Origin of the sequence: Exiguobacterium sp. A1_3_1 (genome assembly GCF_048985645.1) — a bacterium.
Lineage (GTDB): Bacteria > Bacillota > Bacilli > Exiguobacteriales > Exiguobacteriaceae > Exiguobacterium_A > Exiguobacterium_A indicum.
Genome location: NZ_WBYY01000007.1, coordinates 1 through 21,241, shown reverse-complemented (window position 1 = coordinate 21,241; position 21,241 = coordinate 1). Strand labels below are relative to the sequence as shown.

Below are 21,241 nucleotides of genomic sequence, written 5' to 3'. Positions count from 1 at the left end.
CTCATTTCCCCCTTGCTAGCAGATACGCTTCTTTTTGTTGCTGGACATCAACCGGTAAGGTCGCGTACGTATGGTCAAACAGATCATTGACGTCTGGTGCCTTGAATTGCTCCATCGCAGTTACTGCAGCTTCGATTTCTGCCTGGTGCCGTTCCTGCAGCTGTTGCATCCAGGTTTCGTCAAAGTAGCCTTGATGTTTTAAGAACTGTTCAAGTCGATCGAGCGGATCGACCCGGTCACGCGAGCGAGCTTGATCACGGTATTTCGTTGGATCATCTGCTGTCGTATGCGCACCAAATCGCCATGTGACGGCTTCAATCAATGTTGGTCCACCGCCAGAACGGGCACGCGCAACGGCTGCTTGCATCGTGAAATAGACGGCAAATGCATCGTTCCCATCGATCCGGACGCTTGGCATCCCGTAGGCGATCGCTTTTTGTGCAATCGTCTCGGAATGCATCTGTTTTTCGATCGGAACAGAAATCGCGAATTGATTGTTTTGGTTGAAGAGGATAACCGGTGCTTGGAAGACACTGGCGAAGTTCATCCCTTCGTGGAAGTCACCTTCAGACGTCGCCCCGTCACCAAAGTAGGCGACCGCAACGTTCGTCGTACCTTTTCGTTTTTCCGCCCACGCGGCACCGACGGCATGCGGAATTTGCGTCGCAATCGGTACGGCAGGAGGGAAGATGTGTTTCTCAGATGGCACGCAACCTTCGACACGACCGTTCCAGTAGAGAAGGGTCCGCACCATGTCGGCACCGAACGTCAACGTCGCACCGTGATCCCGGTACGTCGGGAATAACCAGTCCTGCTCTGACAACGCCAGTGCACTACCGACTTGCGCCGCCTCTTGTCCTTCGAACGGTGCATAAGTGCCGAGGCGCCCTTGGCGTTGTAAGTTGATTGCCTTCCGGTCGAACGTACGGATCCGATGCATCTGTTCATACAGGGTGAGGGCGAGCTCTTTCGTCAGATCGTGTTCTTTTGAGGCATCGATGATACGACCTTCTTCATCGATGATGCGTTGAATCGGAAAATGTTGCTCCATGTCAGTCCCTCCTTCAGTGGTTACGGATATCCCATTTTGGTTTTGTCGTATTCGTGAAGATATTGTTGTGTTTCGCCCGGATCTGCATCCGTTTTTCACACATCCGGTTCGCCGCTTCGACCGTCGTGATGTTTTCTGCTTGCGACTCCTTGAAGACTTCGAGCACGGCGTCATAGATGTGACGCGTCTTCAGGAGAACCCGTTCGTGATTTGCTCCGTACAGTTCGTCAGCGACTTGGATCAATCCACCACCGTTAACGATATAGTCTGGTGCATACAAGATGCCGCGGTCCATCAAGACGTGCGCGAGCTGTTCATCTGCAAGCTGATTGTTCGCCGAACCACAGATGGCTTTGCACGGTAAGAGAGCAATATTTTGGGCGTGAATGACACCACCGTATGCACACGGAACAAAAATATCAGCATCCGTCAGATGGATTTCGTGAGGCGAGACGACGCGAACCGTGCCAGGAGCCATTTCAGCTTGGGTTACGATTGCTGCGAGTGCGGCTTCATTGACGTCAGAGACATAAATCGTCGCCCCTGCGAGCAACAGTTGTTCTGCGACCTTAAAGCCGACTTTTCCGAGTCCTTGGATCGCATAGGTTGCCCGACTTAAGTCGTCTGAACCGAAGAGCGTCTCGATCGTCGCTCGAAGCCCGTAAACGACACCTTCAGCCGTCGGAATCGATGAATCACCACTACCACCAAATGCTTCCGGAATGCCGACGATCCGTGATGTTTCTCGGCTAGCATGGACGAAATCATCCATCGTCGTGCCCATGTCTGTTCCCGTGTAGAACCGACCACCAAGCGAATCGACGAAGCGACCGAAAGCACGGAAAAGCTCCGGTGATTTATCCGTCGCTGGATTACCGATGATGACAGCTTTACCACCACCGAAATCAACGTCAGCGGCAGCGCATTTATACGTCATACCGCGTGACAAACGCAGCACATCGTCGAGTGCTTCATCAACAGAAGCGTAAGGCGCCATTCGACATCCGCCGAGAGCAGGACCGAGCGTCGTATCGTGAATCGCGATGATGGCTTGTAACCCCGAGACAGGATCGTTGCAAAAGACGACTTGTTCGTGACCAGCGATTTTTTCCATGATCGAGAGCGTTGGATTTGTAGATGGATTTAACATGTTCATAGTAGAGTCCTCCTCTATCAAATATAAGTAAGCGCTTTCATTTTGTTGGAACGTTATTTTGTAATTTTTCTTGAATCCGGCTTTTTTCTAAAATGAATTGTGTGACTTCCCCTGTACCGATGATCGTTTGTCCGTCTCGGACTTCGATGCTAGCATCAACGCGACGTGATGTCATCGCAGTTACTGTAGCGGTAACGATCAATCGTGTTCCTTCAGCTGCCATACCAAGATGCTTCAGTGAAACTGCACCCCCGACACCTTCTTCACCAGCTTCTAAGTAAGGCAAAATCAGTTGACGTGCTGCCCATTCCATGTGATAAACCATCGAAACGGTGGAGTATGCAGGATGAACGAGCTGACCTTCAAATCGTGCAAACATATCTTCTGAGACGACCGCTTGAATCTCTGCTGTATCCCCGACAGCTAATCCTAGTTTCATCGTGATCCCCTTTCACAACACCGAATCTTTATTCAATCAAGTGGTCTTACCAAAAATAGTATAACACTTGTCACACGATATTTTATCAACCCGTTACAAAATGAGCAAATCATTTCAGAAATATTTTCCAAAAAAAGACTGTCTATCATGAAATCTCTTGTTCTAAGCCAATTATTTTATTGATAAAGTGCGTTGAAGTGATAAAGTGAGAATCGTTTGGGAGCATTTAACAAAACAAGATTGACAACATTGTGAACGTGTCGTACGTTAAACATATAACTAAAAATAAACGACCGTTTTATTATTGTATACATGATGAGGAGGTGCAGGTATGTACGATCAACATCACGAAACGATGGATGCTCAAACGCGGGAGCAGCTACAGATGGAGCAATTACGTCAAACGATGGAACACGTCACGCGTGTCCCGTTCTATCAAGAACGCCTCCAGGCCTTACAGATGACAGCGAATGACTTTCAAACGATTGAGGATCTACGAAAGTTTCCCTTCACACGTAAACAAGATTTACGCGATCATTATCCGTTCGGGCTATTTGCCGTCGAACGAGAACAGATCACCCGGATTCACGCGTCGTCTGGAACGAGCGGTAAACCGACCGTCGTTGGTTATACGCAAGAAGATTTAGATGACTGGGCCGGTGCCGTGGCACGCAGTTTAGTCTTAGCTGGTGGATCACCAGCCGATTTGCTACACAATGCGTATGGTTACGGACTGTTCACAGGTGGTCTCGGTCTTCATGCAGGTGCCGAAAAACTAGGCATGACGATCCTACCGATTTCCGGTGGCAACACGGATCGCCAAATCACGTTGATCGAAGATTTCCGACCGGATGGGATCTGTGGGACACCTTCTTATATCTTGCGATTAGCAGAACGCATGATCGAACGGGGCATCGATCCACGAAAGACAAGCATGCGTTACGGCATCTTCGGAGCTGAACCCTGGTCGGAAGAGATGCGTCAGACACTCGAACAGACCTTTGATCTACAGGCATTCGATATTTATGGACTCAGTGAAATCATGGGACCAGGTGTCGCGATGGAATGTCAGGAGCAGGCAGGTCTGCATATTATGGATGACTTATTCATTACGGAAGTCATCGATCCCGTTACGGGGGAACCGGTACCAGATGGCATGGTCGGGGAACTCGTTTTTACAAGCTTGAAAAAGAAAGCGCTTCCAATTATTCGCTACCGGACGGGTGACTTAGCATCGATCACGCATGAGGCGTGTGCTTGTGGTCGGACGACGACACGGATGTCACGTGTCAAAGGTCGGACAGACGACATGCTGATCATCCGAGGGGTCAACGTCTTTCCGTCAGAAATCGAGCGAGTCTTGCTCCAACAACCGGACGTGACGCCACATTATCAAATCCATCTCGTGCGTAAAGCGGGACTCGATGCCGTTGAGCTACATATCGAATTCGAAAATATCTCGGAGCAACAAAGGCGTTCGATATGTGACGCTATCAAGTCGGAATGTCTCATTTCTATTGATCTCGTCTGTCACCCGCATCAAGGGTTACCACGATCGGAAGGGAAAGCCGTTCGAATCGTTGATCGACGCTCGACATCACTCGTCTGATTCAAAGGAGGAACTAGCATGTATGATGCAACACAACTGTTCGAACCCGTCCAACTGACGGAAGAGGAAAAATTGGCTCGCTTTAAGGAGCGGATCGAGCGAGGTGAAAAAATCGAAGCCGATGACTGGATGCCTGCTTTTTACCGGGACACGCTGATTAAATTGATTTCGATGCACGGTATCAGTGAAATCATGGGTGCACTTCCGGAAAAAGAATGGGTTCCAAAAGCACCATCACTTCGCCGGAAGCTCGGCATCATGGCGAAGGTCCAGGATGAGATGGGGCATGGACAACTGTTGCTTCGTGTCGTCGAGGATTTGATGAAACCGTATGGCAAGACACGCGGGGATTTGATGGATGATTTGTTCACAGGACGATTGAAGTTCCACAACGTCTTCCACATGCCGACGCGGTCATGGGCTGATGCCGGGGTGATCGGTTGGCTCGTCGATGGCGCGGCGATCATCACGCAGACGAACATGCTCGGTGCTTCATATGGACCTTACGCACGGGCTTTACAACGGATCTGTGCGGAAGAGGTCTTCCATGCGCAACACGGAGAGTCGATCATCATGGCACTCGCGGAAGGGACACCGGAACAGCGGGCGATGATTCAGGAATCACTGGATGAGTGGTGGGAATCCTTGTTGATGTTCTTTGGACCAGCCTCGAAAGAGACGACCGGGACATCGAAACAGGACGTGACGATCGCCTATAAGATTCGGACGAAAACGAATGAAGAGTTACGGCAAAACTTCTTTACGAAGTACGTACCACGGATTCGTTCACTCGGACTCGTCATTCCGGATCCGACGTTACGTTTTGATGAAGAGACAGGGCAGTGGGAATATGCACAGCCAGACTGGACAAAATTCAAGACGATCATCCAAGGGGGAGGACCACGTTCGAAAGAGCGACTGGACTTGCGCCGGACATCTTATGAAAATAACGCCTGGGTACGGGATGCACTCGCTGAAACGAAGGCATGAGAGGGGAAAGCACGATGAACGAGACGTTTTATCACGAATTCGAAGTCTTTAGCAAACGGACGCCGAACGCGGCGTTCACCCATCAATTCAGCTTGCTCGCTCCGAATAAGGAGATGGCACTGTTGATGGCGCAAGAAAACTTCATGCGCCGGGAACCGGTCGTCGACATCTGGGTCGTCAAACGCGAAGATATCCGTGGTTTGTCACCCGATGAGAAGCAGATGTTACAACGCCTTGATAATAAGGACTACCGGACGACGAAAGGGTACGGCTACTTGAAGAAAAAATGGCGTCATTACGAGCAACAGATGCTCGATGAAAAAGAGATCATGTCTTGGCAAGGAGGCGATTCCAAATGACGGAACACGAACGGACGGCACTCGCCTCCTTACTCTATCAACTCGCGGATGATGATTTCCTTTACGCGTATCGTGGTTCGGAATGGCTCGGACTCGCACCGCATATCGAAGAGGACGTCGCTTCGTCTTCGATTGCGCAAGATTCAATGGGACACGCGGCGATGTATTACCAACTCCTCGAAGAACTCGGCGAAGGAAATGCTGATGCATTAGCTCATGTCCGACTAGCGCATGAACGGAAGAATTCGATTCTCGTCGAACGTGTCAACGGACCTGGCTACTACATGGAGAAGCCTGAATATGACTGGGCATTCGCCGTCGTACGGAACTATTGCTACACGGTCGCGAAAAAGATCCGGATTGATGCTTTGAAGTCGAGTAGTTACGAGCCACTCGCTACGGCTGCCGTCAAGATCAACATGGAATTGTACTATCATTTGCTGCACTGGCAAACGTGGTTTACCCAGCTTTATCAATCGACGGAGACGGCGCGGCAGAAGATGGATGCAGCCCTAGAAAAAGTCCTCTATGACTTCGGTGACATGTTCGATTATGGCGAACACGGTCAATTGATCGAAGAGATGCGGTTGATCGAAGGGCAAGGGATTTTACTCGATCGTTGGTATCAGACGATCACACCGTTACTCGTCGAATTGAACGTGACACTTCCGGAAATGCAGATGACGCGTAACGGGCGGGACGGCGATCACACGGAAGATTTGAACGACGCGCTTGCGACACTCGGAGAAGTCTACTTGATCGATCAGACGGCGACGTGGTGAAAGGAGAGGGAAGCATGACGACGACACTCCAGGATGCAATCCGGGAAGCCCTGAACGGGGTGAAGGATCCGGAAATTGATAGCGTCAGTATTTTAGATCTTGGCATGGTCGAGACGATGGACGCGGAGGCGACGGAGCATGGTTACCTGGTGCGCGTCACGCTTCTCCCGACGTTCCTCGGTTGCCCGGCGCTTGAAATCATTAAAAAAAACACCGAATCTGCCTTGCAGGTGATTCCGAATGTCGAACAGGTCGACGTCCAGTTCCGATTTGATCCACCGTGGACATCGGACCGGATCACGGAACAAGGCATGCAAGGATTGAAGGCATTCGGGATCGCTCCCCCTCGGCTCGAGCAAGGGAAGTGGGAGATTGACTGTCCGTACTGTGGATCGACGTACGTGACGATGGAAAACTTATTCGGACCGACCGCTTGTCGAAGTATTCTCTACTGTAAATCGTGTAAAAATCCATTCGAGGCGATGAAACCCGTCTCTACTCTCATGTGAAGGAAGGTAATCAATATGGCAAAATTAATCGCACTTTACAAACATCCGGAAAACAAGGAAGCATTCGATCAGCATTACTTTGAGGTCCATGGTCCATTGACAGCAAAAATTCCAGGACTGCAAGAAATGAACGTCACGAAAATCGTCGGCTCACCAATGGGCGGAGACGGAAAATATTACTTGATGTGCGAGATGGTCTATGAAAGTCAGGAAGCGATGCAAGCAGGCATGCGTTCGCTCGAAGGAAAAGCGTCCGGGAAAGACTTGATGAGCTTTGCGGGGGATCTCGTCACATTGATGATTGGTGAAGATGTCCATGCCGACACAACAGTACGTTAAGACGGAAATGGTTGATCGGATCGGTCGGATTCGACTCGACCGAACGGCACGATACAATGCGCTGAACCGGACGATGGTCCGGGAAATCGTCGAGGCGATGGAGACGTTTGACCGCGACGAACGTGTGACGGTCATCGTTTTGACGGGAAACGGAAAGTCGTTTTCGGCAGGTGCCGATATCGAGGAGATGCTCGAGGCGACACCGATCTCGATGGAACTTCTCGATCCATTCGCGGACTGGGACCGGATCAGTCGAATCAAAAAGCCGATCATTGCAGGTGTCCACGGTTTTGTTCTCGGCGGCGGTTTTGAACTGGCACTCGCTTGTGATTTAATCTACGCCGATCCCGCGACTCAGTTCGGCTTTCCAGAAGTCGGACTCGGCGTCATGCCAGGAGCAGGCGGGACGCAGCGCTTGACGAAATGCATCGGTCGGACGCGAGCGCTCGAGTGGCTCTTCACCGGCGACCGGATGAAGGCAGAGGAAGCGGAACGACTCGGTATCATCAACCGGGTGACGGCTGATGTCGAAGCGACGGTGCTGGCGATGGCAGAGCGGTTATCGAATCAACCGAGCATGGCGTTGCGACTGATCAAGGACGCGGCAAACAAAGCCGTCGATTTATCGTTACAGGATGGGATGGAGCACGAACGCCGTAACTTCTATCTCTTGTTCGCGACAGCCGATCAAACAGAAGGCATGCAAGCATTTCTCGAAAAACGATCACCGATTTTCAATCAACAGGAACAGGAGTGAATACAATGTCGACAGTACATGAAAAAACACTTGAAATGAAACGGTCCGTCTATCATTTGCTCATCAACGGCGAACAGGTCGAGGGCGCAACAGGCGAGACGTTCAAAACATACAATCCGGCAACAGGCGAAGTGATCGCGGAAGTCGCAAAAGCATCGAAAGAAGACGCCGATCGCGCCGTTCAAGCGGCACGCGATGCGTTTGATCACGGGAAGTGGAAGATGTGGCCGGTCGGGCGTCGGGCACAAGTCTTGAATAAGGTTGCGAGCATCATGCGTTCCCGCTTCAACGAAATCGTCGAACTGGAGATTCTTGATACAGGGAAATCACTGGCAGCGGCGCAAGGACAAGTCACGCAAGCGATTGAAGACTTTGAATTCTATGCGGGTGCGATCGTCGGTCATCGTGGTGTCGTCAATAACGTACCGGGACAATTCCATAACTACACGGAAAAAGAAGCAGTCGGTGTCTGTGCACAAATCATTCCGTGGAACTATCCGTTGATGATGGCAGCTTGGAAAGTCGCACCAGCAATCGCAGTCGGTTGTTCGGTCGTCGTCAAACCAGCGACCTTGACACCGTTGACAGCGATCATTCTCGGTGAGATTTGTCTAGAGGCCGGCGTACCAGCAGGTGTCGTCAACGTCATCCCGGGATCCGGACGCGAGATCGGCAACCATCTTGTCGAGCATCCTCACGTCGATAAAGTCGCCTTCACGGGTTCGACGCCAGTCGGTAAAGACATCATGGGACGTGCGTCTGAGACGCTAAAACGGGTCACACTCGAACTCGGTGGGAAATCACCGAACATCGTCTTTGAAGATGCGGACGTGACAGCAGCTGTTGATGGTTCATTGTTCGGGATCTTCTATAACAGCGGTCAATCGTGTGAAGCGCGCTCGCGCCTGTATGTCCACGAAGAGATCTACGAAGCGTTCATGGAACAATTCGTCGCGAAGACAAAACAACTCGTCCTCGGTAACCCATTCGATAAAGGAACACACGTTGGAGCGATCATCGACCAACAGCAAGTCGACGTCATCGATGGATATGTCCAGTCGGCGAAAGCGGACGGCGCAACGATCGTCACAGGAGGTCATGCTTCAGCACCAGAAGGATACGAAAAAGGATTCTGGTACGCACCGACGATCATTACCGACGTCACGCACGAGATGAAAGCGGTCAACGAAGAAATCTTCGGACCGGTCGTCGTCGTCATGCCGTTTAAAGATGAAAAAGAAGCGATTCGTCTAGCAAACGATACATCGTTTGGACTCGGCTCAGCTGTTTGGACGAAAGATGGCGCGAAAGCGACACGTGTCGCCAATCAAATCAAAGCCGGCATCGTCATGGTCAACTGTCCGTTCTCTGCCTTCCCGGGTACACCGTTTGGTGGCTATAAACAATCGGGCTTCGGTCGTGAACTCTGTATCGAGACGCTTGATCTGTACACGGAAACAAAAAGTATCTTGTCGTATTACGGCAGTCGTCCACTCAATCCGTTCGGACTATAAGCAAGAGGGAAGGCTGGAGTTCCGTCGGGAAGTCCAGCCTTTTTTAACAGCACAGGGGATAAGGGGGAATTTAGATGGTAGAACAAATCGTCGTCGTCGGATCCGGCGTCATGGGACGTGGCATCGCTTATGTGGCCGCACACCGCGGATTTCAGGTGACACTCGTTGATATTAAAGAAGAATATGTTCAAAGTGCCTATCGAGAACTCGAACGCATCGCAGAGAAAGGCATCACGCGAGGGAAGATGTCCGCGAATGAGGTCGAGGGATTGTTCGATCGGCTGCGTCTGTCGACCGACCTAGCTGAGGCGGCACAACAAGCGGATCTCGTCATTGAAGCAGTACCGGAACAACTGAGCATCAAACAGCAAGTCTTTGAAACGCTAGAAGCACATGCACGTCCGGACTGTTATTTTGCGACGAACACGTCGACGATGAGTCCAACGGAAATTGCGTCCTTTACGAACCGGGCGGACCGGGTCATGGCGATGCATTTCTTCAATCCGGTCCATCTGATGCCACTGATCGAGCTCGTTCGTGGTCTTGAGACATCGGATGAGACGGTTGCAGCTCTTGAACAGGTAGCGCGTCAGATGCAGAAGGAAACGGTCGTCATCCGTGAGTTTCCTGGGTTCGTGACTTCGCGGATCAGTGCGCTCGTCGGAAACGAAGCGTTCTACATGTTACAAGAAGGACTCGGGACAGCAGAAGAGATCGATAAAGCGATCAAACTCGGCTTAAACTACCCGATGGGACCATTCGAACTCGGGGACTTGGTCGGACTTGATACTCGGCTCCACAACTTAAAGTATCTGCATGAGAAGCTCGGCGAAAAATACCGTCCGGCACCACTACTCGAACAGTATGTCAAAGCGGGTCGACTCGGTCGTAAGACAGGTCGTGGCGTCTATGACTATACGAATCGCGAGGTGACATCATGAAACGGGTCGCCATCATCGATGCCGTTCGGACACCGATCGGTCGCTATAACGGCGCGTTGCGTCAGGTTCGTCCAGATGACTTAGGAGCACGCGTCATCGAAGCGTTGCTTGAGCGTAATCCACAAGTCGATCCGAAGACGATCGAGGAAGTCATTTTTGGCAATGCGAATCAGGCGGGAGAAGACAATCGTAACGTCGCCCGGATGTCGGGACTACTAGCTGGTCTACCGGTCGAAGTCGCTGGTACGACGATCAATCGCTTATGTGGGTCAGGGCTCGACGCTGTCATCGCGGCGGCACGAGGGATTGCCTTAGGTGAAGGCGATATCTATATCGCTGGTGGGACGGAAAGTATGACGCGTGCACCGTTCGTTCTCGCGAAGCCGGATCAGGCCAACCCACGTGGCAATCAGACGATGTACGATACGACGATCGGTTGGCGCTTCGTCAATGATCGTTTAGCAGATCAATACGGAACGGATTCGATGCCGGAGACAGCTGAGAACGTCGCCCGTCAGTACGGGATCTCACGCGAAGCGCAGGACGACTTTGCGTTCGAAAGCCAGCAACGCGCAAAACGAGCCATCGAGGCAGAGCACTTCACGGACGAACTGGTTGCGGTCACACAAACAGACCGGAAAGGTAACGTCAGCGTCTTCGATCGTGATGAACATCCTCGTCCCGAGACGACACGTGAGAAACTGGCGACACTTCGTCCGTTATTCCCAAATGGTACCGTGACGGCGGGGAATGCATCTGGTGTCAACGACGGTGCGTCGGCGTTGTTATTGATGAGTGAAGAAAAAGCAAACGAACTCGGTTTGACGCCGCTCGGGTATTACCGGGCGAGTGCGACGGCAGGGGTCGAACCTGCCATCATGGGGATCGGACCGATCGACGCGACAAAAAAAGTTCTCCGGCGGGCAGGGTTGACGGTCGAACAGCTCGATCAGATCGAGTTAAACGAAGCCTTTGCGGCTCAAAGTCTTGCCTGTATCGAAGTACTTGGTTTACCAAGCGAAAAAGTCAACGTCAACGGTGGTGCGATCGCTTTCGGTCATCCACTCGGTGCGAGTGGGGCGCGGATTTTGACGACATTATTGCATGAGATGCGCCGGACGAACCGGACGTATGGTCTCGCGACGATGTGTGTCGGAGTCGGACAGGGTATCGCACTTGTCGTCGATCGGGAGGGACTCGTATGATTCACTTAGAACGAGAAGGCTATATCGCGATCGTCCGGATTGATCGTCCAGAACGTTTGAACTGTCTCGATTATCCGACGCTTGTCGCTTTGCAAGAACAGGTCGATACGTTATCGGTCGACCCGGAAGCGCGGGTCGTCCTGTTTACGGGAACGGGGAAAGCATTTAGCGCCGGCGCCGATTTAAAAGAACGCGTGCATTTAAACGAAGAAGAAGTCCGGCGCAATGTCCTTGCGATTCGGAACGTCTTCACTTCGATCGCACAATTGCCGCAACCAACGATCGCAGCCGTCAACGGTCACGCGCTCGGCGGTGGGTTCGAGTGGATCCTTGCCTGTGATTTCCGTTTTCTCGTCGAGGATGCACTCGTCGGCTTGACGGAGACTAGCTTCGGAATCATTCCGGGAGCTGGTGGAACTCAGCGCTTGCCACGACTGATTGGGGAGACACGGGCAAAGGAATTGATCTTCACGGCGAAAAAAATCGATGCGATGACAGCAGAACGGTACGGACTCGCGACAGCCGTCGTTGCCCGGGAAGCGTTGATGACGACGTGTCTTGAGTTTGCTAATCAGATGTTACAGAACGGACCAATCGCCTTGCGCCAAGCGAAACGAGCGATTGATCAAGGGCGGGATGTCTCACTCGAAGAAGGACTACAGCTCGAAACGGAAGCCTATGAAGTCGTCATTCCGACGGCTGATCGTCAGGAAGCGCTACAAGCCTTCGCTGAAAAACGACCACCGCGCTTTGAAGGAAGATGAGGATGGTCGACGTTTGAAATAACCCGTATACTAACGATACACACTATGAACGACTGAAGAGAGAGTGAATACCATGAGTGCGAACACCCAATCGATGATCTTTACGATTTACGGCGATTACATTCGCCATTACGGCAATCAAATCTGGGTCGGGAGTTTAATTCGACTCGTCAAAGAGTTCGGACATAACGAGCAGGCCGTTCGGGTCGCGGTATCCCGAATGGTTAAACAAGGCTGGCTCGTCTCCGAGAAACAAGGAAATAAAAGCTTCTATTCATTAACACCACGTGGGGTGGAACGGATGGAGGAGGCTGCACGGCGGATCTACAGATCAACACCGCACGACTGGGACGGGAAATGGCGGACGTTGATGTACACGATTCCGGAGGACAAGCGGCAGATTCGCGATGAGCTCCGTAAAGAACTGACGTGGAGTGGGTTTGGTAACTTATCGAACGGGGTTTGGATTTCACCGAACCCGCTTGAAAAAGAGGCGGAACGATTGATCGCGTCGTATGAGATCGAAGAGTATGTCGATTTCTTCGTCGGTGAATACCATGGTCCGAAGCAGGATCAATCCCTCGTCGAGCGCGCGTTTCCGCTGGAGGAATTGCAGGAGCGTTACGAGACGTTCATCACGGATTACAGCCGGCAATACATCGTCCATCAGAGTCAGCTCCAACTCGGAGAAATGACGGATGAACAGTGTTTCGTCGAACGGACGATGCTCGTACATGAATACCGGAAGTTTCTGTTCACGGATCCCGGATTACCGCAAGAACTGTTACCGGACGCTTGGAGCGGGCACCATGCGGCGCTCTTGTTCGAACAATATTACCGATTGCTCGCACAACCAGCGAGTCGGTTCTTCGAATCGATCTTTGAAGAGACGCATGATGTATCCCAACGCAGTGCCTCGTACGACGCGGCGGAACATCCGCTGTTTGCAGAGCGGTGAGCATTTATTCGAATGAAAAGAGCGGGACGGATCAGTTGATCCGCCCCGCATTCGTGTCATTCAGATATATTCTGTTCAGCAGATTCTGCGAGAATGTTTCGGAAGGCATATCCTTTATCGACATAAGAATCAATTGACTCCTGAATCATCGCAAGATCCGCTTCTGTTAGTTCACGCACGACTTTACCGGGTGAGCCGATGATCAGCGAACGGGGTGGGAAAACTTTTCCCGATGGAATTAGCGTATTCGCCCCGATGATGCATTCTTCACCGATCTCTGCATGATCAAGAACGGTCGCACCCATTCCGACGATCGAACGACGTCCGATTTTGCAACCGTGTAAAATTGCGTTATGTCCGACCGTTACTTCATCTTCAATGACGACGGGTGCCCCTTCATAGAGATGAATCGTCGCATTGTCCTGGATACTGCATCGTTTCCCAATTGTAATCGGTCCTTCGTCACCGCGTAAGACAGCGTTGAACCAGACGGTAGACTCGGAACCGATCGTGACGTCTCCGATCAGATAAGCGCCAGGAGCGATGAACACATCGGAGGCGACGTTCGGATGAATCGATTGATACGGAATCTTCATAACAGAATGACCTCGTTTCTATAATAAGATGAACTACTATTCATTCCATGTCAGTATAGCATGTGAGTGAAGGCGAGAACGGAGGAAAGACATGTTTCCGATTTGTGAGCTCTTTAAAATTCGATATCCTTTGATCCAAGGAGGAATGGGTAACATTAGTCATGCGGCGCTGACGGCAGCGGTTTCGAATGCCGGGGGACTCGGAACGCTCGGGTGCGGGACATTGTCGGTCGACGAAGTGGCGTCGCGGATTCGCGAGACACGAATGCTGACGGATCAACCATTTGCCTTGAACATTGCGATTCGTGTGTCTCCCTATACAGAAGCACTGATTGATCTCGCGATCGCAGAAAAGATTCCGGTCGTCTCCTTGTCGGCAGGAAATCCAGCACCTTACATAGCGCGACTTCAAGCTGCTGGCATCAAAACGATCGCGGTTGTCGCTTCAGTCAAACAGGCGTTAAAGGCAGAACAGGCAGGCGCTGATGTACTCGTAGCGGAGGGAGTTGAAGCGGCAGGTATCAATTCACCGCTCGAGTTGACGACGCTGACCTTGATTCCGCAACTCGTCGATCGGATCAACATTCCGATCCTGGCAGCGGGTGGGATTGGTGACGGGCGTGGACTAGCAGCTGTTCTGTTGCTTGGTGCGGCTGGTGCCCAGCTCGGAACACGATTGATCGCGACGGAAGAGGCGAAGGTTCATTCGGCATACAAGGCGCACTTAATGGATGCGACCGATACCGATACACGCATCATCGGACGTTCCGTCGGATTCGTCCGACGTGTCCTTGATGGTCCTTACGTCGAACGACTCACAGCAGAGACACCTGCTGCTTTTCTTGATCAGACGAATGAGTCGTATCATATTACGGGCGCTCTTGAGGGCGATGAGGAGAAAGGGTATGTCAACGCTGGACTAGTTGCGGGATTGATTCATGATGTGCCGACTGTTGCGGAGTTGTTTACGCGCATGATGACGGAAGCAGAGGAACAGCTGAAGCAAACGACGACTCGTTTTACGACATGAGCATATAGTGAGGGACCCGTGATTCCACTTGTGGACAGCGGGTTTTTTCATGTTTTTTTGAAAATGGGACATTTGTCCTTTTCAAGTAGGGCACGAGTAAGGTCTACTCTAGTGTAGAGATTAAAGGAGGAGATGACGTGCAAGGAGTCATGTTTGCTTTGATGAGCGGTCTGTTCATCGCCCTGCAAGGCATATTCAATGCGCGCCTTGCGACAGGCGTCGGACCGTGGTTGTCCGTATTGATCGTCCACTTTGTTGGTCTGATGGGTTGTTTAGTCATTTATAGTTTCGTACGAGACCGGAAAATCGGTGGCTTCCGTCAGTTACCGTGGATTTATGCGAGCGGCGGTTTGATTGGTGTGCTAGTCGTCGTAACGGAACTGACAGCAATCCAAAAACTCGGGATGACATGGGCGATGTGTTTATTACTCGTCGCACAGATTTTATGTGCGTTTGTGATTGATTTAAAGGGATGGTTCGGTGTCTTAAAAAAACAAGGAAATCGTGGTCAATGGGTTGGTGTGGGTCTCATGCTTGCAGGAGTTGCGATTTTCTCACTTGCCTAAAGGGGGGAAATGAACATGGAAACCGTCATTCAACAGTATGGACTGGATACGATTTTGACGGAAGAGACGCGCGCTTGGTTGCGTCAAGAAACCTTCCAAAAAGGGGAACTCCTCTGTACGACAGGGGCAGCGATCGACCGGATGTACTTCATCGTCGCAGGCAAAGTTAAGATATCTGCTGCCTCGTCAGAAGGGAAACAACGGATTCTACGATTCAAGACACCACTGACGGTGATCGGTGACGCTGAGTTCATCAATGAACGGGAAGTGCTGAATACGGTCGAAGCAGTGACCGATGTCGAGGTGTTGAGCGTACCGTATGCGATTTTACGCGAGCACAATACAACGAACGTCTTTCTGCAATTCTTATTACGCACGATCACAGCGAAGTGGTATGCCGACTCGAAATCAGCGTCGCACCATGTGTTGTATACAGTTGAAGAGCGATTTGCAGGGTATTTGTTATCGATCGCTTCTGAAGCCAGTGACAGTTTATTTTATCAGGAGATGCGGACGTCGAACTTACATGACGTCGCCGACTGGCTTGGAACGAGTTATCGCCATCTCAATCGGATCATCACGAAATTGTGTGAAGAGGAGATTCTCGTTCGACGACGCGGGAAAATCATCATCGTTGATCTGGAGAGGATTCGCGAGAAGGCGAACGGCAATAGCTATGAGTAAGGAGGAACGAACATGGTAATAGGCATCGTGTGTGCCGTATTGGCAGGGATGTTGATCAGTTTACAGACGGTATTGAACGCCCGGATGAGTGACGCGTTCGGTGCTTGGGCGACAACGACGCTAGTCTTCTTCGTTGGCTTCATCGGAGCAAGTGTCACGTATGTTCTGTTTCGTGGTGGAACAATCGGACAGATTCAAAACGTATCGCCACTCTATTGGTTTGGTGGACTTGTCGGTGTCGGCGTCGTTTTTTGTGTCATGCGTGGGATTCAGTTACTTGGTCCGTCCGTCGCGATCTCTGTCGTTCTGATTTCGCAGTTAAGCTTTGCTCTTGCTGTTGATACGTTCGGCTGGTTCGGTTTACCACAAATTGATTTATCGTTCGGTCAGCTCTTCGGTCTCGCCGTCATGGTATGTGGGATCTTCGTTTTGAAACGGTATCAAGTCGTCGCGCCGGAAGAGAAGGCGGCGGATCAAGTAGAACGTGTTTCGTAATAACCGAATACAGAACGAGGACGGTGGTATTCCAATCCACTGTCTTTTTTTGACTAGTTTTTGACCTGGATCATGCGTTTTCTAAAGTAAAGCGAGAGGACAAGGATGAGAAGACCACAGTACAACATGATCGTCGTGATTGAAACATGAAACGACAGTAGAAAAGAGAGAAGCGCATAAGATAATGGAACGAGACCGTTTGACGCGGCATTCACGACACTCATGACACGTCCCATCGTCTGTTCCGCACACTGAGACTGGATGAACGTAATGAAGCGAATATTGATGATGGAAGAAAGGACACCAAGTGATAACAGGATGATCAGGTACAACGAAATCTGCTGGACTTGACTAAGCAGGAAGAAAAGCAAACCTAAGGCGCCAATCAATCGGACCGATGAGGTAAGCCCGTTTTCTTTCTTCTGCGTTAAACCACTCCAGAGCGCCCCTCCGAGCATTCCCATTTGATAAGCCCCTTGCATATAACTTAAATCCATCGCATCTCCTTGGAGCACATCATGAACGAGTAAGGGGATTCCGAGTAAGAGTGGTCCAAAGAAAAAGAAATTGACACAGATGACAAGAAAAAGTGTCTGCTTGAGTTGCTGAAGGTGAAAGACGTAATGTAGCCCTTCTTTTAGTTCAAAGAGAGCTGAATGCTGAAGCGATCGCTTGATCTTAGATTCACGAATACCATACGTGAAGAGAAGCGTCAGACAGAGTGTGCCGAAAATCACGAGAAAGACGTGCGAGTAAGAAGAATGGCTGAGGATGACTCCACCAAGAATCGGACCTGAAAAGAGGGCGATTTGATTAGATGTTTGAATCAGTGAATTGGCTTTAGTGAGTTGTTCTTTCGGAACGAGTGTAGGCAGTAAGGAAGCATTCGCCGGCGAAAAGAATGCATCCACACTACCGAATAGCAAGGCGAATACTAAAATCGTCAGCAATGTAAGCTGATCGGTATGAAGTAATGCGAGAAGACAGAGAATGAAACTGATCCGTAAAGCGCTCGAGATGCGCATGATCGTCGAACGTTTATAGCGATCGGATAGGACGCCACCGAATAACATGAGAAAAATACGGGGTAACAAGGTGGCCATGAGGATGAATCCGAGATATGACGCCTGGTTTAGCGTATGGATGACATACCATTGTTCAACAAACAGATAGGTTGATAGGGAGAGGGCAGAGCACATACCGGACCCCCATAAAAATAAAAAAGATGGATTTTTAAACAGCGATTGTTGCGTATCCATTTCAACAGGCAGCATATGGCACCTCCGGTTTAGACGTCGTCATTCTCAAATAGTGGTTCATCAATTGCAAAGGCAGTCGTCATGATATAGAAGTGTTTTTTATCTTCTTCGTCTAGTGAAGGGGACTGTGTGAACTCGTCCAATAGAGCACGATATTTGGTAGAAAATTGCCGAAAATTGGCTTCAGACATCGTCAGTTCCTTTTGAAGCGATAAGCTCATCCAGTCTTCAACGTTTGAAGACACAGGAGAAAAAGCAGTAGTTGGAGCGGTGAGGACGCGTGTCTTTGCTCGGTCCAATACTTCGAGATACGACTGCCGGGTCGCTTCATTCGTCTCGACGAAGTTCAGTAGATGATCGGCAGGAATGTAGCCTCGAGCAATCGCTTGATAGTATTTCAATAGATTGCCGCCCTGTTCTTCCGTCCGGACGAGGCGAATCAAGTCATGCTTTTCAAGTTCTCGTACATGATAGAGGATCTTTGCGCGGGATAACGTCAGCAAGTGGGCTAACTGATGTACCGTATGTGGTTTTTCGACGAGAAACATGAGGATTTTTGTTCGTAACGGATCACTGATCACTTTTAACTGTTCATAGCTCTCTAATATGTGAATCGCTTTTTGTTCCATGCAATAATCTCCTTTTTAACCGGTTAATTTTTATTAACCGTAAAACAAAAGACTTCATTTGTAAACGATTACAAATTTATGTGAGGGTGTTGGTAAAGAAGACATCATTTGTTTACATACAAAAAGACTGACTCCAGTGACATCTCGGTCATCCTCCACTTTCTACTGGAAAGTAGGGGAAGAACGAGATGTTTGAAATCAGTCTCAGCTACTGTATGTGGTTCGAGGTGATTAGACCGTCGTCGTATCTTTCCATTCCTGCTCGATGAAAGCATCGCGACCAGAAGCAGCACGATCTTTTTTATAGTGTTCTGGATTTTTCTTATGGAAGTCTTGATGGTACTCTTCCGCCGGATAAAATTCAGAAGCGGCATCGATCCGCGTTACGATTGGTTGTTTGAAACGATTGCTTGCAGCAAGGGCGTCACGGGAAGCGATTGCTGCTTCATGCTGCGCATCCGTATGATAGAAAATCGCTGGTGCGTACTGCGTGCCACGATCTTGGAATTGACCTTCTGCATCCGTCGGATCCGTTTGTGGCCAGTAGAGTTCGAGCAGACGCTCGTACGGGAATAGGCTCGGATCAAACGTGATTTGGACGACTTCGAGATGTCCCGTCGTTCCTGTTTTGACTTGCTCATACGTCGGATTGTCGACGTGACCGCCCATGTAACCTGATACGATTCCCTCGATTCCTGGTAATTCTTCAAATGGTGTCACCATGCACCAAAAACATCCACCTGCAAATGTTGCTTTTTCCATCCGTCTCTTCCTCTCCGTGGGAAATTCCCATTGTATGTCTGACAGCGAGAAAAACGAAAACGACTCCTTCGCTTGGTTGCAAAAGGAGTCGCCGCTTTTTATCAACCAAAGCTTTCGCTTTGCTGGTCGTAGCACCTTGCTATGCGCAGGTTGCTGGGACGTCATCGATCCAGATCTCTCGGTCCACTCTTGATAAGGGTATATGAAGTTGATGTCATTCGTTATCATTGTTGTGATGATACCATTCACACAGAAATAAAGTCAATCCTTAGGTTTCAAGGCACGTAAAACCGTCGCTCCGAGTGTCTTCGCACCAATCAACAACGCCTGTTCGTTGATTTCGTACTGCGGATGATGCTGTGGATAGTTGACGCGACCGTCCGTATATCCGGAGCCAGTAAAGAAATAACTTCCCGGGACATGTGTTAGATAATGCGCGAAGTCATCCGCAGCCATCATTGGTGTGAGTGCCCGGACGGATGTTTCCGGTAAGAAAGAAGCGGCTTCCTGAACAAGTTTTGTCTCGTCCGGATGATTCCAGAGCGCCGGGTAACCAGTCGTGAAGTCGATTGAATAGGTGGCACCAATACCGGCACATGTCGTTTTGGCGACAAGATCGACTTCTTGCCGGAGCTGATGCCGCAATGTCTCATTGAACGTCCGAATTTCACCGACGATGCGTGCTTCACCCGTGACGATGTTCGGTGCCGTTCCCGCATGGAAGGATCCGATTGCGAGAACAGCCGGCTCGAACGGATCGACCCGTCGACTGACGAGATGCTGTAAGTTACAGACGAGCTGCGCTCCAGCGACGAGCGCATCTTTTGTTTTGTGCGGTGCTTGCGCATGTCCACCTTGACCATGAACGATGATTTCGAATTCGTCGATTGCACATAATGTATGTCCTTCCCGAAACCCAATCGTACCGACTGGTAAATCATTTTCGAGATGTGTCGCAAAAATCGCATCGACATCTTCGAGGACGCCGGCTTCGATCATTTGGATGGCTCCGCCAGGAAAGACCTCTTCTCCATGCTGATGGATGATTCGAATCGTTCCTTGCAATTGATCGCGTAACGGATAGAGTGTAGCAGCAAGGGCCATCACCATCGCCGTGTGACCATCATGCCCGCAAGCATGCATGACACCGGGATGGATCGACCGGAAGGCAAGCGTCGTCTCTTCTTGAAGTGGTAAAGCATCGAAATCTGCACGGACCGCAATCGTCGGACCAGGCTGTTTGCCTTCGATCGTCGCGACGACACCACGACCTCCGACGGCTGTTTGATAAGGGATGCCCTGCTCCGCGTAAAAGTTTGCAATTCGTTCTGGTGTGCGGACTTCCTGGAAAGAGAGTTCCGGATGTCGATGAAAATCACGACGTAACGCGATCATCGTCGGTTCGAATTGTTCAAGTGCTTCAAAAAGTTGAGTTTGCATCTTCAAGCTCCTTTGACGTGTGTCTTTTCGTGAAAATGGGTACAGATACAGGTAATCACGAAAGGGGATAATGAAACATGGGAGAAATCGTCGTCAACGCTATACTTACAATCAAAGCAGGACTCGCGGATCAAGTTTTCCCGATTCTACAAACGGTCTATCATGCCTCACAAAAAGAAGAAGGATGCTTACGTTATTCCTTGCACCAATCGATCGAGGATGAGCATCAATTCATGCTGTATGAAGTGTATCGGGACGAAGAGGCGCTTGAAGCGCATATCGCATCCGATCATTATAAAGCATACCGTGAACAGATCGAGTTATACTTGATGGATCGACAAGTAACGAAATACGTCGAGATGACATTCTGACGTGTTGCGATAAGAAGAGACGAAGCCGTCGAATTC

General features: G+C 50.3%; 25 protein-coding genes and 1 riboswitch. Of the genes, 17 read left to right on the top strand and 8 right to left on the bottom strand.

All coding sequences use genetic code 11. From position 1 onward, the window contains the following. Position 1 precedes the first annotated feature (1 nt). The 3 genes from pdhA to F8N00_RS01710 are packed head-to-tail and all read right to left on the bottom strand — an operon-like array spanning position 2 to position 2,646. Entirely contained in the window at positions 2–1,051 is a 1,050-nt protein-coding gene (gene pdhA / locus F8N00_RS01720) for a pyruvate dehydrogenase (acetyl-transferring) E1 component subunit alpha (protein ID WP_058265565.1), read from the bottom strand. 13 nt (positions 1,052–1,064) lie between these two features. Next, the gene (locus F8N00_RS01715; RefSeq protein WP_133208336.1) at positions 1,065–2,207 is read right to left on the bottom strand and encodes a Glu/Leu/Phe/Val family dehydrogenase; all 1,143 of its coding nucleotides are present in this window, start codon (positions 2,205–2,207) and stop codon (positions 1,065–1,067) included. A gap of 37 nt (positions 2,208–2,244) precedes the next feature. Continuing rightward, positions 2,245–2,646 carry a thioesterase family protein gene (locus F8N00_RS01710; protein WP_023466986.1) on the bottom strand — a complete coding sequence of 134 codons (402 nt, stop codon included), beginning with the start codon at positions 2,644–2,646 and terminating at the stop codon, positions 2,245–2,247. A gap of 331 nt (positions 2,647–2,977) precedes the next feature. Here F8N00_RS01710 and F8N00_RS01705 point away from each other — a divergent pair, with 331 nt between their 5' ends. From F8N00_RS01705 to paaX, 12 genes are all read left to right on the top strand, one after another. Then, positions 2,978–4,255 (top strand): phenylacetate--CoA ligase, encoded by a 1,278-nt coding sequence (locus F8N00_RS01705; RefSeq protein ID WP_336449390.1) that lies wholly within the window; start codon positions 2,978–2,980, stop codon positions 4,253–4,255. A gap of 18 nt (positions 4,256–4,273) precedes the next feature. Beyond that, positions 4,274–5,245: a 1,2-phenylacetyl-CoA epoxidase subunit PaaA gene (gene paaA, locus F8N00_RS01700; protein WP_133208338.1), complete on the top strand. Its 972-nt coding sequence runs from the start codon at positions 4,274–4,276 to the stop codon at positions 5,243–5,245. 14 nt (positions 5,246–5,259) lie between these two features. Next, on the top strand, positions 5,260–5,604 hold the full coding sequence (gene paaB / locus F8N00_RS01695) for a 1,2-phenylacetyl-CoA epoxidase subunit PaaB (RefSeq protein ID WP_023466991.1): 345 nt from the start codon (positions 5,260–5,262) through the stop codon (positions 5,602–5,604). Beyond that, entirely contained in the window at positions 5,601–6,386 is a 786-nt protein-coding gene (gene paaC, locus F8N00_RS01690; protein WP_214748542.1) for a 1,2-phenylacetyl-CoA epoxidase subunit PaaC, read from the top strand. Before paaB ends, paaC begins: the two co-directional genes overlap by 4 nt. A gap of 14 nt (positions 6,387–6,400) precedes the next feature. Continuing rightward, a complete protein-coding gene (gene paaD / locus F8N00_RS01685; protein WP_336449389.1) occupies positions 6,401–6,895 on the top strand; it encodes a 1,2-phenylacetyl-CoA epoxidase subunit PaaD in 495 nt (164 codons plus the stop codon). A 15-nt stretch (positions 6,896–6,910) separates the two neighbouring features. Then, positions 6,911–7,234: an EthD family reductase gene (locus F8N00_RS01680; protein WP_023466996.1), complete on the top strand. Its 324-nt coding sequence runs from the start codon at positions 6,911–6,913 to the stop codon at positions 7,232–7,234. Beyond that, positions 7,212–7,991, top strand: a complete 780-nt coding sequence (locus tag F8N00_RS01675; RefSeq protein ID WP_336449388.1) for an enoyl-CoA hydratase/isomerase family protein — start codon at positions 7,212–7,214, stop codon at positions 7,989–7,991. Before F8N00_RS01680 ends, F8N00_RS01675 begins: the two co-directional genes overlap by 23 nt. Before the next feature lie 5 nt (positions 7,992–7,996). Next, the gene (locus F8N00_RS01670; RefSeq protein WP_421017632.1) at positions 7,997–9,505 is read left to right on the top strand and encodes an aldehyde dehydrogenase family protein; all 1,509 of its coding nucleotides are present in this window, start codon (positions 7,997–7,999) and stop codon (positions 9,503–9,505) included. A 74-nt stretch (positions 9,506–9,579) separates the two neighbouring features. Continuing rightward, positions 9,580–10,446 carry a 3-hydroxyacyl-CoA dehydrogenase gene (locus F8N00_RS01665; protein WP_421017631.1) on the top strand — a complete coding sequence of 289 codons (867 nt, stop codon included), beginning with the start codon at positions 9,580–9,582 and terminating at the stop codon, positions 10,444–10,446. After that, entirely contained in the window at positions 10,443–11,651 is a 1,209-nt protein-coding gene (locus tag F8N00_RS01660; protein WP_421017630.1) for an acetyl-CoA C-acyltransferase, read from the top strand. The genes F8N00_RS01665 and F8N00_RS01660 overlap by 4 nt, the downstream gene beginning before the upstream one ends. Further along, positions 11,648–12,415 carry an enoyl-CoA hydratase-related protein gene (locus F8N00_RS01655; protein WP_421017629.1) on the top strand — a complete coding sequence of 256 codons (768 nt, stop codon included), beginning with the start codon at positions 11,648–11,650 and terminating at the stop codon, positions 12,413–12,415. The genes F8N00_RS01660 and F8N00_RS01655 overlap by 4 nt, the downstream gene beginning before the upstream one ends. 73 nt (positions 12,416–12,488) lie before the next feature. Next, positions 12,489–13,373 (top strand): phenylacetic acid degradation operon negative regulatory protein PaaX, encoded by an 885-nt coding sequence (gene paaX, locus F8N00_RS01650; protein WP_023467002.1) that lies wholly within the window; start codon positions 12,489–12,491, stop codon positions 13,371–13,373. Between the two features lie 56 nt (positions 13,374–13,429). Here the strand turns inward: paaX and F8N00_RS01645 are convergent, their stop codons facing one another. Next, positions 13,430–13,969: a gamma carbonic anhydrase family protein gene (locus F8N00_RS01645; protein WP_023467003.1), complete on the bottom strand. Its 540-nt coding sequence runs from the start codon at positions 13,967–13,969 to the stop codon at positions 13,430–13,432. A 91-nt stretch (positions 13,970–14,060) separates the two neighbouring features. Between F8N00_RS01645 and F8N00_RS01640 the strand changes: the two genes are divergently transcribed. From F8N00_RS01640 to F8N00_RS01625, 4 genes are all read left to right on the top strand, one after another. Then, on the top strand, positions 14,061–14,999 hold the full coding sequence (locus F8N00_RS01640) for an NAD(P)H-dependent flavin oxidoreductase (RefSeq protein WP_023467004.1): 939 nt from the start codon (positions 14,061–14,063) through the stop codon (positions 14,997–14,999). A gap of 137 nt (positions 15,000–15,136) precedes the next feature. Next, on the top strand, positions 15,137–15,565 hold the full coding sequence (locus F8N00_RS01635; protein WP_023467005.1) for a DMT family transporter: 429 nt from the start codon (positions 15,137–15,139) through the stop codon (positions 15,563–15,565). Positions 15,566–15,580: 15 nt separating this feature from the next. Next, positions 15,581–16,249 carry a Crp/Fnr family transcriptional regulator gene (locus F8N00_RS01630; protein ID WP_023467006.1) on the top strand — a complete coding sequence of 223 codons (669 nt, stop codon included), beginning with the start codon at positions 15,581–15,583 and terminating at the stop codon, positions 16,247–16,249. Between the two features lie 12 nt (positions 16,250–16,261). Further along, positions 16,262–16,744 carry a DMT family transporter gene (locus F8N00_RS01625; protein ID WP_174315987.1) on the top strand — a complete coding sequence of 161 codons (483 nt, stop codon included), beginning with the start codon at positions 16,262–16,264 and terminating at the stop codon, positions 16,742–16,744. Positions 16,745–16,797: 53 nt separating this feature from the next. Here the strand turns inward: F8N00_RS01625 and F8N00_RS01620 are convergent, their stop codons facing one another. The 4 genes from F8N00_RS01620 to F8N00_RS01605 all read right to left on the bottom strand — a co-directional run bounded on the left by F8N00_RS01620 (position 16,798) and on the right by F8N00_RS01605 (position 20,834). Continuing rightward, complete coding sequence (locus F8N00_RS01620) at positions 16,798–18,018, bottom strand: MFS transporter (RefSeq protein ID WP_174315988.1); 1,221 nt, start codon at positions 18,016–18,018, stop codon at positions 16,798–16,800. 14 nt (positions 18,019–18,032) lie between these two features. Further along, positions 18,033–18,632 (bottom strand): winged helix-turn-helix domain-containing protein, encoded by a 600-nt coding sequence (locus F8N00_RS01615; protein WP_075642670.1) that lies wholly within the window; start codon positions 18,630–18,632, stop codon positions 18,033–18,035. Positions 18,633–18,863: 231 nt separating this feature from the next. Then, on the bottom strand, positions 18,864–19,394 hold the full coding sequence (msrA, locus tag F8N00_RS01610; RefSeq protein WP_023467010.1) for a peptide-methionine (S)-S-oxide reductase MsrA: 531 nt from the start codon (positions 19,392–19,394) through the stop codon (positions 18,864–18,866). A 95-nt stretch (positions 19,395–19,489) separates the two neighbouring features. Beyond that, a riboswitch (SAM riboswitch) is annotated at positions 19,490–19,593 on the bottom strand. A 62-nt stretch (positions 19,594–19,655) separates the two neighbouring features. After that, positions 19,656–20,834: a M20 metallopeptidase family protein gene (locus tag F8N00_RS01605; RefSeq protein ID WP_174315989.1), complete on the bottom strand. Its 1,179-nt coding sequence runs from the start codon at positions 20,832–20,834 to the stop codon at positions 19,656–19,658. A 77-nt stretch (positions 20,835–20,911) separates the two neighbouring features. Here F8N00_RS01605 and F8N00_RS01600 point away from each other — a divergent pair, with 77 nt between their 5' ends. Beyond that, complete coding sequence (locus tag F8N00_RS01600) at positions 20,912–21,205, top strand: putative quinol monooxygenase (RefSeq protein WP_174315990.1); 294 nt, start codon at positions 20,912–20,914, stop codon at positions 21,203–21,205. Positions 21,206–21,241: the final 36 nt, after the last annotated feature.

Coding starts and splice junctions, on each gene's coding strand:
- pdhA (WP_058265565.1), bottom strand. CDS start 1,051: ATGGAGCAACATTTTCCGATTCAACGCATCATCGATGAAGAAGGTCGT.
- F8N00_RS01715 (WP_133208336.1), bottom strand. CDS start 2,207: ATGAACATGTTAAATCCATCTACAAATCCAACGCTCTCGATCATGGAA.
- F8N00_RS01710 (WP_023466986.1), bottom strand. CDS start 2,646: ATGAAACTAGGATTAGCTGTCGGGGATACAGCAGAGATTCAAGCGGTC.
- F8N00_RS01705 (WP_336449390.1), top strand. CDS start 2,978: ATGTACGATCAACATCACGAAACGATGGATGCTCAAACGCGGGAGCAG.
- paaA (WP_133208338.1), top strand. CDS start 4,274: ATGTATGATGCAACACAACTGTTCGAACCCGTCCAACTGACGGAAGAG.
- paaB (WP_023466991.1), top strand. CDS start 5,260: ATGAACGAGACGTTTTATCACGAATTCGAAGTCTTTAGCAAACGGACG.
- paaC (WP_214748542.1), top strand. CDS start 5,601: ATGACGGAACACGAACGGACGGCACTCGCCTCCTTACTCTATCAACTC.
- paaD (WP_336449389.1), top strand. CDS start 6,401: ATGACGACGACACTCCAGGATGCAATCCGGGAAGCCCTGAACGGGGTG.
- F8N00_RS01680 (WP_023466996.1), top strand. CDS start 6,911: ATGGCAAAATTAATCGCACTTTACAAACATCCGGAAAACAAGGAAGCA.
- F8N00_RS01675 (WP_336449388.1), top strand. CDS start 7,212: ATGCCGACACAACAGTACGTTAAGACGGAAATGGTTGATCGGATCGGT.
- F8N00_RS01670 (WP_421017632.1), top strand. CDS start 7,997: ATGTCGACAGTACATGAAAAAACACTTGAAATGAAACGGTCCGTCTAT.
- F8N00_RS01665 (WP_421017631.1), top strand. CDS start 9,580: ATGGTAGAACAAATCGTCGTCGTCGGATCCGGCGTCATGGGACGTGGC.
- F8N00_RS01660 (WP_421017630.1), top strand. CDS start 10,443: ATGAAACGGGTCGCCATCATCGATGCCGTTCGGACACCGATCGGTCGC.
- F8N00_RS01655 (WP_421017629.1), top strand. CDS start 11,648: ATGATTCACTTAGAACGAGAAGGCTATATCGCGATCGTCCGGATTGAT.
- paaX (WP_023467002.1), top strand. CDS start 12,489: ATGAGTGCGAACACCCAATCGATGATCTTTACGATTTACGGCGATTAC.
- F8N00_RS01645 (WP_023467003.1), bottom strand. CDS start 13,969: ATGAAGATTCCGTATCAATCGATTCATCCGAACGTCGCCTCCGATGTG.
- F8N00_RS01640 (WP_023467004.1), top strand. CDS start 14,061: ATGTTTCCGATTTGTGAGCTCTTTAAAATTCGATATCCTTTGATCCAA.
- F8N00_RS01630 (WP_023467006.1), top strand. CDS start 15,581: ATGGAAACCGTCATTCAACAGTATGGACTGGATACGATTTTGACGGAA.
- F8N00_RS01625 (WP_174315987.1), top strand. CDS start 16,262: ATGGTAATAGGCATCGTGTGTGCCGTATTGGCAGGGATGTTGATCAGT.
- F8N00_RS01620 (WP_174315988.1), bottom strand. CDS start 18,018: ATGCTGCCTGTTGAAATGGATACGCAACAATCGCTGTTTAAAAATCCA.
- F8N00_RS01615 (WP_075642670.1), bottom strand. CDS start 18,632: ATGGAACAAAAAGCGATTCACATATTAGAGAGCTATGAACAGTTAAAA.
- msrA (WP_023467010.1), bottom strand. CDS start 19,394: ATGGAAAAAGCAACATTTGCAGGTGGATGTTTTTGGTGCATGGTGACA.
- F8N00_RS01605 (WP_174315989.1), bottom strand. CDS start 20,834: ATGCAAACTCAACTTTTTGAAGCACTTGAACAATTCGAACCGACGATG.
- F8N00_RS01600 (WP_174315990.1), top strand. CDS start 20,912: ATGGGAGAAATCGTCGTCAACGCTATACTTACAATCAAAGCAGGACTC.